The sequence below is a fragment of the Gilvimarinus sp. 1_MG-2023 genome (genome assembly GCF_030548285.1).
On sequence record NZ_JAUOSC010000006.1, the window covers coordinates 172,403 to 182,693 of the forward strand.

General features: G+C 55.2%; 10 protein-coding genes. 7 read left to right on the forward strand and 3 right to left on the reverse strand.

The window, feature by feature from the left end:
- The first annotated feature begins 150 nt into the window (after positions 1–150).
- Genes Q4563_RS09530 through Q4563_RS09540 form a run of 3 tightly spaced genes read left to right on the forward strand, consistent with a single transcriptional unit; the run spans position 151 to position 3,102 of the window.
- Entirely contained in the window at positions 151–1,389 is a 1,239-nt protein-coding gene (locus tag Q4563_RS09530; protein ID WP_303604368.1) for a multifunctional CCA addition/repair protein, read from the forward strand.
- Complete coding sequence (locus tag Q4563_RS09535) at positions 1,386–2,132, forward strand: pteridine reductase (RefSeq protein ID WP_303604369.1); 747 nt, start codon at positions 1,386–1,388, stop codon at positions 2,130–2,132. The genes Q4563_RS09530 and Q4563_RS09535 overlap by 4 nt, the downstream gene beginning before the upstream one ends.
- 4 nt (positions 2,133–2,136) lie before the next feature.
- A complete protein-coding gene (locus Q4563_RS09540) occupies positions 2,137–3,102 on the forward strand; it encodes a magnesium transporter CorA family protein (protein ID WP_215976072.1) in 966 nt (321 codons plus the stop codon).
- Positions 3,103–3,191: 89 nt separating this feature from the next.
- On the opposite strand, the gene folK is transcribed toward Q4563_RS09540, so the two are convergent.
- The 3 genes from folK to tsaD are packed head-to-tail and all read right to left on the reverse strand — an operon-like array spanning position 3,192 to position 5,127.
- Positions 3,192–3,710 carry a 2-amino-4-hydroxy-6-hydroxymethyldihydropteridine diphosphokinase gene (folK, locus tag Q4563_RS09545; RefSeq protein ID WP_215976073.1) on the reverse strand — a complete coding sequence of 173 codons (519 nt, stop codon included), beginning with the start codon at positions 3,708–3,710 and terminating at the stop codon, positions 3,192–3,194.
- On the reverse strand, positions 3,707–4,066 hold the full coding sequence (gene folB / locus Q4563_RS09550; RefSeq protein ID WP_215976074.1) for a dihydroneopterin aldolase: 360 nt from the start codon (positions 4,064–4,066) through the stop codon (positions 3,707–3,709). Before folB ends, folK begins: the two co-directional genes overlap by 4 nt.
- A gap of 8 nt (positions 4,067–4,074) precedes the next feature.
- Positions 4,075–5,127, reverse strand: a complete 1,053-nt coding sequence (tsaD, locus tag Q4563_RS09555; protein WP_215976075.1) for a tRNA (adenosine(37)-N6)-threonylcarbamoyltransferase complex transferase subunit TsaD — start codon at positions 5,125–5,127, stop codon at positions 4,075–4,077.
- A 227-nt stretch (positions 5,128–5,354) separates the two neighbouring features.
- On the opposite strand from tsaD, the gene rpsU reads away from it, so the two are divergent.
- From rpsU to rpoD, 4 genes are all read left to right on the forward strand, one after another.
- Positions 5,355–5,570, forward strand: coding sequence for a 30S ribosomal protein S21 (rpsU, locus tag Q4563_RS09560; protein WP_215976076.1), 216 nt, complete (start codon positions 5,355–5,357; stop codon positions 5,568–5,570).
- Positions 5,571–5,629: 59 nt separating this feature from the next.
- Positions 5,630–6,079, forward strand: coding sequence for a GatB/YqeY domain-containing protein (locus Q4563_RS09565; protein WP_215976077.1), 450 nt, complete (start codon positions 5,630–5,632; stop codon positions 6,077–6,079).
- Positions 6,080–6,118: 39 nt separating this feature from the next.
- Positions 6,119–8,164: a DNA primase gene (dnaG, locus tag Q4563_RS09570; RefSeq protein ID WP_303604370.1), complete on the forward strand. Its 2,046-nt coding sequence runs from the start codon at positions 6,119–6,121 to the stop codon at positions 8,162–8,164.
- Between the two features lie 194 nt (positions 8,165–8,358).
- Positions 8,359–10,173 carry an RNA polymerase sigma factor RpoD gene (gene rpoD, locus Q4563_RS09575; protein ID WP_215976079.1) on the forward strand — a complete coding sequence of 605 codons (1,815 nt, stop codon included), beginning with the start codon at positions 8,359–8,361 and terminating at the stop codon, positions 10,171–10,173.
- Positions 10,174–10,291: the final 118 nt, after the last annotated feature.

Here is a 10,291-nt window from a genome sequence, read left to right on the forward strand (position 1 = left end):
CAATGTGGGCACCCAACTCACCCGATTCCACCTGAAGAAACCACGGGAGCAATTCACACCAGCTACACTCGCTGTATTACTCCATCGGTATTTAATGCGACAATCACCTACTCTTAACTAACCACCTAAACAGCATTGCGAATACTCTTTATGCAGACATTTCTTGTGGGCGGAGCGGTCCGCGATCAGTTGCTGGGCTATCCCTATAGTGAACAAGACTGGGTCGTCGTAGGGGCCACACCCGAGGCCATGCAGCAACTGGGCTTCACACCGGTAGGAAAAGACTTTCCCGTTTTTCTCCACCCCGAGAGCAAAGAGGAGTACGCACTGGCGCGCACTGAGAGAAAATCAGGCCAGGGCTATACCGGCTTCCAATTTCACTGCGCCCCTGACATAAGTCTTGAACAAGACCTAATACGGCGCGACCTCACTATCAACGCGATTGCTAAATCAGAGTCGGGCGAACTGATCGACCCCTACGGCGGAGCACAAGATATTCAGCAAAAGGTTCTGCGCCACGTCAGCGCAGCCTTTACCGAAGACCCTGTGCGTATACTGCGCGTGGCCCGCTTTGCCGCGCGCTACCATCATTTGGGTTTTACGGTGGCGAGCGAAACCCAAGCCTTGATGCGAGAAATGGTCGAGCAAGGCGAGGCCGATCACCTAGTAGCCGAGCGTGTGTGGAAAGAGATGTCGCGCGCGTTGGAAGAAAAAAATCCCGAAGTATTTATTCAAACCCTCAAAGACTGTGGTGCGCTGGCGAAAGTATTACCAGAGCTCGACGCCCTGTTTGGGGTGCCACAGCCAGCCCAGCATCACCCGGAAATAGACACCGGCATACACAGCTTAATGGTGCTGCAGCAGGCGAGCCTGCTTAGCGATAGTTCCATCGTCCGCTTTGCCGCCCTCATGCACGACTTAGGTAAAGGCGTCACCCCTCAAGATCAGTGGCCCCGTCATCACGGCCACGAAAAGTCGGGGTTATCACTGATTAAAGCGCTCTGCCGTCGACTGGCCGTGCCCAATGAGCATCGCGACCTAGCGTTATTAGTGTGTGAGTTTCACACCCATGTGCACAGAGCCCTAGAACTAAAAGCCGCTACAGTTAACAAGCTGTTTAAACGCCTCGATGTATTGCGCCGGCCGGAGCGAATAGAACCTTTTTTACTGGCCTGCACAGCCGACTCACGCGGCCGCACCGGATTTGAAACTCGCCCCTATCCACAGGCCGACTTTTTACGCGGCGCGTTGATGGCCGCCAGTAATGTTGCCCCCAAAAACCTTATCGCCGCCGGTTACTCGGGGGCCGAACTGGGCAAACAGCTGGAACAAAAACGGCTGCAAGCGATTCAACACTTCCAACACACCCAATCGACGACACACTTATGAACAATGCACCTCCTGTCGCACTGATCACCGGCGGTGCGCGACGCATCGGCGCCGCCATTGCTCGCAAGCTTCACTGCGAAGGCTGGCAACTGATTATTCACTGTCGCCAGTCACAGCAAGAGGCGAGTGCCCTCGCCGCTGAACTCAACACCGAGCGCGCCGACAGTGTTCGTATTCTTAGTGGCGACTTGTGCAACCAAGCCGAACTACTCACACTGGCGGAACAAGCACTGGATTGCTTCGGCTCACTTAACGCCTTAATCAATAACGCTTCCAGTTTTTACCCGACTCCCGTCGGCGAGGCGAGTGAGGCCGACTGGGACAATCTGATTGGCAGCAACTTAAAAGCGCCGTTTTTTCTCAGTCAAAAACTGGCACTTGCTCTCGCATCAAGCGAGGGCTGTATTATTAATATTGCCGACATTCACGCCGAGCGCCCCCTCAAAGGCCACAGTATTTATTGCATCGCCAAAGCCGGTAATGTCATGCTGACTAAAACCTTAGCGCGCGAATTGGCGCCTAAGATTCGCGTAAACGGTATTGCGCCGGGTGCCATTGCCTGGCCGGAGGACGCGGCGGCTCTGTCTGAGAGCAAACAGCAGTCTATACTGAATAAAATCGCCCTCGAACGCAGTGGTGAACCCAAGGATATCGCCCGCACCGTCCACTTTTTATTGACCGACGCCCCCTATATTACTGGGCAAATCATCGCTGTGGATGGCGGCCGAACGCTACAAGGCTAACGTAATGATCAATACACTCTGGCTACAAGAAGACGGCACCAAACGTTTAGGTGGTGAAGAACAAGTCGCTCAGTGGCAAACGGCTCAAACCGGCTACTTGTGGGTGGACATTCACAGTGAAAACGTCAGCGAAGAAAAGGCGTTGTTACTCAAGCTCGGCTGCCATCCATTAGCCGTCGATGATGCTCAGCGCAAACGTCACCCACCGAAAACCGAAACCTTCGACGATCAGGTACTTATTTTATACCGGGGCATTACTCACTTTGATGAAGACCTCAATATGACGCAGGTACCGATTGCCCTATTCGCGAGTAAAAATTTGCTCATCAGTGTGCGCCAAAGTAAATCCCTCAGTATTCAACAACACTGGAACGATCCTAAGGGCGACTTACTGCGCCAGCCAGCACTGCTGGCGATTCGCATCATGAACTATTCGGTGGGGCGCTACCTGGAGGCCATGTTGGCTTTTGAAGAGCGTATTAATGATTTGGAAGACGCCATGCAAGAGCGCCCCAGCGATGAAATTATGCGCTCGCTGATTGCTTACAAATCGCGCCTGCGTAAGCTTAAGCGCACCTTCAGTTATCACGAGGGCATTGCTCAGTCACTGCTGCGCGAAACCCCCGCAGTGTTTACCGACACCGTGGATGATATTAACCACTCCCTGCAAGACTTATTCGATCGCTGCGAGCGCGCCCACAGCTTGGCGACCATGTTTTATGAAATTTGCGGCGATTTAATTGAAGGCTACCTATCGCTCACCTCGCATATGCTAAACAACACCATGCGGGTACTGACGGTTATTACCGCTATTTTTGTTCCACTCACTTTTATTGCCGGCATCTACGGTATGAACTTTGAGTATATCCCTGAGCTGCACTACCGCAATGGCTATTTTATTGTGATGGGATTGATGGGGCTGACTGGCGCGGGGCTGCTGGTATTATTTAGAAAGTTAAGGTGGCTGTGATTGTGAAGGTCGGAGGTCGGAGGTCGGAGGTCGGGGAACGGGCGGCGGAGAATGAAGCCTAAGCTTCGTTCCCGCTGAACTGGCAATCACTATCCGCCCACCACCGACACCTCTCGTCCGCGCCACTCGAATGAGACAGGCCACAGTTTTTGTTTACTCGTGTCGTACTCTTGCCACAACTGACGGTAGGTTTTTTGTTGCACCGGGTGAACTTCCGTCGCCGCCAATTCCGCTAGCGGCTGCAACACAAACGCATTTTTAGTAATTTCATCGCGCGGCAAGTCAACGCCGTCCACCTCACCGCAAAAGTCGCCAAAGGTTAAAATGTCGATATCCAGAGTACGCGGGCTAAACTTAGGACCGCTGCGATCGCGGCCATTATTATCTTCTATTTGTTTTAATACCGCCCACAGCTGACCAACACCGAGCCGGGTATTTATCCCCACCACCAAATTCAGAAAATGGCTGCCGGCAAAACCGACCGCCTCGCTTTCGTAAACAGTGGAAATATCCAAAGCGCCAAAAGTGTCGTTGAGTGCATCTAAAGCCGCACTGATATGCCGGTAGCGATGAATATTACTGCCTAAGCTTAAGTACACACGGCTCATGCCGGCTTTTCTCCGCGCTCAATCACCAAACCGACATCGCGCGCACCGCGCAACGCGCCGGGCTTACTCAGACGTAATCGCAACCAGGGCACGTTAAACTCTGCGCGCACCAATGCCGCGATCTCTTCGGCTAAAGACTCAACCAAGAGCGCTGCGCGGCCTTCCACATGTGCGATAACACGCTTGGAAACCGCTTTGTAATTTAGCGCATACTGAATGTCGTCCGTTTCAGCCGCCCTGCGAATATCGGCCGCCATTTCCAAATCGATACTTACGGTTTGGCGCACTTCCCGCTCCCAATCGTAAATACCAATAATGGTTTGAACCTGCAGGTCCCGAATGTAAACAATATCCATAACACACTCTACTTTTGTTGATCGGGCGACTCGCCCAAAGGCGACAAACTGTCCAGCGGCCAGCGCGGCGTCACGTTAATCGGTAAGTCTTCACTTATACCGGCGGCCAGGCGTTGGGCACCGGCATAGGCGATCATGGCGCCGTTATCGGTACAGAATTCATGGCGGGCATAAAACACCGACGCGTTTATTTTCGCCAGTGCCACTTCCAGCTCGTGGCGCAGCCTTTTATTGGCCGACACACCACCGGCAATAATCAATCGCTTGTAGCCGGTGGCTTCCAGCGCACGCCGACATTTAATCACCAGCGTAGAGACCACCGCCTCCTCAAAGGCGCGGGCAATATCGGCGCAGGTTTGATCGTCCGGCAGCCCGCTGGGGCCTTTGTGTTTCGCCACGGTATTTAAGGTGTAAGTTTTTAAGCCCGAAAAACTAAAGTCGAGCCCGGGCCGATCGACCATAGGGCGCGGAAAGGTAAAACGCCCAGCCACACCTTGCTCGGCAAGCTTGGCAATTTGCGGCCCACCGGGGTAATCCAAATCGAGCATTTTGGCGGCTTTGTCGAAAGCTTCACCGGCGGCATCATCCAGCGATTCGCCCAGTAACTCATAGCGGCCGATACCTTCTACTTTAACCAACTGGGTGTGCCCGCCAGAGACCAGCAGAGCGACAAAGGGAAACGGCGGCGGGTTGTCCTCCAGCATGGGCGCTAACAGATGCCCCTCCATATGGTGCACACCAATCGCCGGCACCTGCCAAGCGTAGGCGAGCGAGCGGCCGACACTCGCCCCTACCATGAGGGCACCAATCAAACCGGGGCCAGAGGTGTAGGCAACGCCGTCTATATCGCCGCCTTGTACATCGGCACTGGCCATAACCGACTGAATCAGTGGTAGTATCTTGCGCACATGATCGCGCGAGGCCAGCTCCGGCACCACACCGCCATATTCACTGTGTACCGCAATTTGCGAATACAACTCGTGGGCGAGCAGTCCTTTTTCGGTATCAAACAGGGCAATACCGGTTTCGTCGCAGGAGGTTTCTATCCCCAATACACGCATGATTTCGTATTCCCGGGCCAACAAAGCTCGCTATGATATAGATCGCATTGGGTTCGGGCCAGCAACTCAGGTAAAAAAGCCGGAATTTGCCCTTGCAGGTGGGAGTTTAAGTGTATAAAATCTGCGCCCTCTTAGAGAGACCTACGTGTTTACGCCGATGGGCCTCCATATAACGAGATACATTTTGTCTTAGCAAAGACACATATTAGTCAACCAAAGGTAAAAGCATGCCTTCAGTAAAGATTAAAGAAAACGAGCCGTTTGATGTAGCACTGCGTCGTTTCAAGCGCGCTTGTGAAAAAGCAGGTGTATTGTCAGAAGTTCGCAGCCGCGAGTTCTACGAGAAGCCAACTGCTGTTCGCAAACGCAACATGGCTGCTGCCGTTAAGCGTCACGCCAAAAAAGTACAGCGCGAATCTCGTAAGTTCCAACGCCTGTACTAAGCTGCATACCGTCGCCTGAGGGCGATGGATGCACCAGCTCAAGAGACTCGGGAGCCAAGATGGCATCTGCACTGAAAACCCGAATTAATGACGAGCTAAAAACCGCAATGCGAGCCAAGCAAAAAGCTCGCGTTGCGGTTTTGCGTCTTGTTAACTCGGAATTCAAACGCATTGAGGTCGATGAACGCATCGAGCTTGACGACGCCCGCGTACTCGCTGTGCTCGACAAAATGCTCAAACAGCGCCGCGACTCCATAAAGCAGTATGAAGACGCAAACCGCGAGGATTTGGCCGAGCAAGAACGATCCGAGAGCGTGGTGATTCAGGAATTTTTGCCGCAACCTCTGAGCGATGCCGAGCTGGATCAAATTGTCGAGCAAGCGATTGCCGACAGCGGTGCCAGCAGCATGCGCGAAATGGGCCAGGCCATGGCACTGATTAAACCTCAGGTGCAAGGTCGCGCCGACATGGGTGACATCAGCAAACGCATTAAGGCTCGCCTCGGTTAAACCGTCGCACAACGGCTCACAACCCGTTAAACTCCTCTCATGAGCCTAATCCCCCAGTCGTTTATCGATGAGTTACTCGATCGCGTCGACATTGTCGAGGTGGTGGATCATCGCGTCAAACTGAAAAAGACGGGCAAAAACTACGCCGCCTGCTGCCCCTTCCACGACGAAAAAACCCCATCGTTTACCGTCAGCCCCGACAAACAGTTCTATTACTGTTTTGGCTGCGGTGCCAGCGGCAATGCCGTGGGCTTTATTATGGATTACGAGCGCATCGCCTTTCCCGAGGCGGTGGAACAACTGTCGCACCTGTGCGGCCTGGAAGTGCCGCGCGAAGAGGTCACCCCGGCCCAGTCCCAACAAGAGCGCCAACGCAAGCGCCTGTACAGCCTGCTCGAGCAAGCCAATGACTTTTACCGCGAACAGCTGCGCCAACACCCCGGCCGCGCCAAGGCGGTAGAGTACCTAACCGGCCGCGGCCTCGATGGCCATATCGCCCGCGACTACGGCATCGGTTACGCCCCGCCGGGCTGGGACAACCTACTCAAAGCCCTGGGCTCGAGCAGCGACGATCAGCGCGACCTGCAAACCGCGGGTATGCTGATTCAACCCGAGGGCTCAGATCGCTGCTACGACCGCTTTCGCTACCGCATTATGTTCCCCATCCGCGACACCCGTGGGCGGGTTATTGGCTTTGGCGGGCGAGTGCTGGGTGATGACAAACCCAAATATTTAAACTCCCCCGAAACACCCGTCTTCCACAAAGGGCAAGAGTTGTACGGCCTGCACGAGGCCCGCCAAGCCTACCGCGAACTGCCTCGCCTACTGGTGGTGGAAGGCTATATGGACGTGGTGAGCCTGGCCCAGTTTGGCCTGCGCTACGGCGTCGCCACGCTCGGCACCGCCTGCAGCCCGGAGCATTTAGAGCGCGCCTTTCGCTACACCAGCGAAGTGGTTTTTTGCTTCGACGGCGACAGCGCCGGTCGCCGCGCCGCCACCCGGGCTCTGGAATCCTCGCTGCCGGCAATGACCGATGGCCGCCAGGTAAAATTCTTATTTTTGCCCGAGGGCGAAGACCCGGACACCCTAGTGCGGCAGGTCGGAGCGGAAAAGTTCGAAAATATGATCGCCATGGCCGTGCCACTGGAAGACTATTTGTTCGACGCGGCGGCCGAAGGCATCAATATTCAAACCATGGAAGGTCGCGCCCATTTCAGTAAGCGCGCCGCCCCTCTACTGGCCAAATTGCCCAAAGGCGTGTTCAAAGAGTTGATGTTCGACTCGCTCGCCAATCGCACCGGTCTGCGGCGCGACACCCTGGAAGAGCTGATTGACACTCCCGAGGCCCTGCCCTCGCAAGCGCCCAGCGCCCCTGAACCCGAGCCCAGCGGCCACCTTAAGGTCAGCGAGCTCCAGCCAAACCTGCCCGAAGCCCCACCGGCTGAGGACGCCTATTACGCCGATATGCCGCCGCCGGAGCAGGTGCCGCCTGTGCCCGACCACGCGCCCTACCCCGAAGAGTCAATGCCCTACACGCCGGGAGATGACTACCCGGAGCACGAGGCCCCTGCTGGCGAATCTACTATCCCGCCGGCCACAAGCCCCAACAGCCGTTACCTCATGCCGCCCGAACGCAAAGCCATGGCACTGCTGTTGGCTCACCCGGAGCTGGCGACAAATGAAGACGACCACCAGTTCTGGCTAGAGCAACCCAACCTTGAGCTGCGCCGCCTGGGCCGCTTGCTGCAGCTACTGCATCAACGCAGCCACTACCAACTGCCGCATATCCTCGGCCACTGGCGCGCCAACTACGGCGAGAGTGAGTCCGATCAACTGGCCGCCATTGCCGGTAACGACCTGCTGCGCGCTGCGGCCAACTTAACCCGCAAAGAGGCCAGCGACGAGCACGGCTACAACCCCGCAGGCGCTCTGCAGGCCTGCCTGCGCAAAGCTCGCGAACAAGTGGCATACAAGCACCGCGCCGCCGCCATGGCCACCTTAAAAAGCCCCGCCGCCAGCCAAATGAGCCGCGCCGAAAAAGACGCACTCTACGCCGCTGCGCTCGGCCGCGAGCCAAATGAATAAACCGCTGAATCTCTGCCTGAGCTTATTCAGCAGTAACCCGCCCCAGGCGCGGCTTAAAATGGCAAAATAAGCCAAAACCACTAAATTTTTCAATTAGATAGCCGCTATCGACCTTGATTTCGCTAGAACATCCCCAACCGTTTAGAGTATAATCCCGCGCTTGCTTTTTAACCGCTAACTTCACAGGGTATCGAATGGCTGACGACGCTAAACAGCAACAGTCCCGTATTAAAGAGCTCATCGCTCGTGGTAAAGAACAGGGTTACCTGACTTACTCCGAAGTGAATGACCACTTACCTGAGGACATTTCCGATCCCGATCAGGTCGAAGACATCATTCAGATGATCAACGACATGGGCATCCGGGTATTCGAACAGGCACCCAATGCCGACGACTTGTTGATGGCAGACGGCGACTCCTCGGCCGACGAAATAGCCGCCGCCGAAGCCGCCGCCGCATTGGCTGCGGTAGAAACCGAAGCCGGTCGCACCACGGACCCCGTGCGTATGTATATGCGCGAAATGGGTACCGTTGAGCTGCTGACCCGCGAAGGTGAAATCGCCATCGCCAAGCGCATCGAAGAAGGTGTGCGCGAGCTGATGCACGCCATCGCCCACTGGCCCGGCGCTGTCCAGCAAATCATCGACGAATACGATCTGGTAGTTAAAGAAGAGCGCCGCCTGAGCGATATTATTATTGGCTGGCTCGACCCTTCCGACGAAATCCCTACCGCCGGCTCCAACCCCGCGGCCTCGAAAGACAGCGATTCGGACGATGACGACGATGAAGCACCTTCGGGCGTAGATCCAGAAGAAGCCAAAGAGCGTTTTACCGCTCTGAAAAAGCAACTCGCTAAGGCCGAAAAGACTCTTGAGAAGCACGGTCGCGACAGCAAGCAAGCCGTTAAAGAGTTGCATGAGCTGGGTGAGATTTTCAAATTCTTCAAACTGCCACCGCGCCAGTTCGAGCCGGTCTACACCGGTGTGCGCGATATTCTTGACCGCGCTCGTCGCGAAGAGCGTGCCATTTTAGAGCTGTGCGTTCGCAAAGCCCGTATGCCGCGCAAAACGTTTGTAAAAGAATTCCCAGGCAACGAATCCAACGAAGAGTGGATTGGCGAAATCATTAAGAAAAAGCGCGACTACTCGGAAGCGCTCAAGCCTTTTGAAGCCGACATTGTTCGCGCCCAGCGCAAGCTGCTGCAAGTCGAAGATGAAGGCGGCCTGCCGCTAGCGGCCATTAAAGACATCAATCGCCGCATGTCGATTGGTGAAGCCCGCGCTCGCCGCGCCAAAAAGGAAATGGTTGAGGCCAACCTGCGCTTGGTAATTTCCATCGCGAAAAAATACACCAACCGCGGCTTGCAGTTCCTCGACCTGATCCAGGAAGGCAACATCGGCTTGATGAAAGCGGTGGATAAATTCGAATACCGTCGCGGTTATAAATTCTCCACTTACGCTACCTGGTGGATTCGTCAGGCGATCACCCGCTCTATTGCCGACCAGGCCCGCACCATTCGTATTCCGGTGCACATGATTGAGACGATTAACAAACTCAACCGTGTATCGCGCCAAATGCTGCAAGAGATGGGTCGCGAGCCCACCCCGGAAGAGCTGGGTGAACGCATGGAAATGCCGGAAGATAAGGTTCGCAAGGTATTAAAAATTGCCAAAGAGCCCATCTCCATGGAAACTCCTATCGGCGACGATGAAGATTCGCATCTGGGTGACTTTATAGAAGACACCACCATCGTGTCTCCGGTAGAATCGGCCACCAGCGTCGGCTTAACCGAGTCCACTCGCGACGTACTCGCCGGTCTTACCGCCCGCGAAGCCAAAGTACTGCGTATGCGTTTCGGTATCGACATGAACACCGACCATACCCTGGAAGAAGTGGGCAAACAGTTCGATGTAACCCGCGAGCGTATCCGTCAGATCGAAGCCAAAGCGTTGCGCAAACTGCGCCACCCAACGCGCTCCGATCACCTGCGCAGCTTTTTGGACGAGTAAGGGATTTACAAGCATACGGAGCAGGCTATAATGCCGCTCCGTGAACGCAGAACGCAGAACGCAGAACGCAGAACGCAGAACGCAGAACGCAGAACGCAGAACGCAGAACGCAGAACGC

Excerpts from the sequence above, each read along its gene's own strand:
- Q4563_RS09565 (WP_215976077.1), top strand. The coding sequence starts at position 5,630 with ATGGCATCTGCACTGAAAACCCGAATTAATGACGAGCTAAAAACCGCA.
- rpsU (WP_215976076.1), top strand. The coding sequence starts at position 5,355 with ATGCCTTCAGTAAAGATTAAAGAAAACGAGCCGTTTGATGTAGCACTG.
- dnaG (WP_303604370.1), top strand. The coding sequence starts at position 6,119 with ATGAGCCTAATCCCCCAGTCGTTTATCGATGAGTTACTCGATCGCGTC.
- Q4563_RS09530 (WP_303604368.1), top strand. The coding sequence starts at position 151 with ATGCAGACATTTCTTGTGGGCGGAGCGGTCCGCGATCAGTTGCTGGGC.
- tsaD (WP_215976075.1), bottom strand. The coding sequence starts at position 5,127 with ATGCGTGTATTGGGGATAGAAACCTCCTGCGACGAAACCGGTATTGCC.
- folB (WP_215976074.1), bottom strand. The coding sequence starts at position 4,066 with ATGGATATTGTTTACATTCGGGACCTGCAGGTTCAAACCATTATTGGT.
- rpoD (WP_215976079.1), top strand. The coding sequence starts at position 8,359 with ATGGCTGACGACGCTAAACAGCAACAGTCCCGTATTAAAGAGCTCATC.
- Q4563_RS09540 (WP_215976072.1), top strand. The coding sequence starts at position 2,137 with ATGATCAATACACTCTGGCTACAAGAAGACGGCACCAAACGTTTAGGT.
- Q4563_RS09535 (WP_303604369.1), top strand. The coding sequence starts at position 1,386 with ATGAACAATGCACCTCCTGTCGCACTGATCACCGGCGGTGCGCGACGC.
- folK (WP_215976073.1), bottom strand. The coding sequence starts at position 3,710 with ATGAGCCGTGTGTACTTAAGCTTAGGCAGTAATATTCATCGCTACCGG.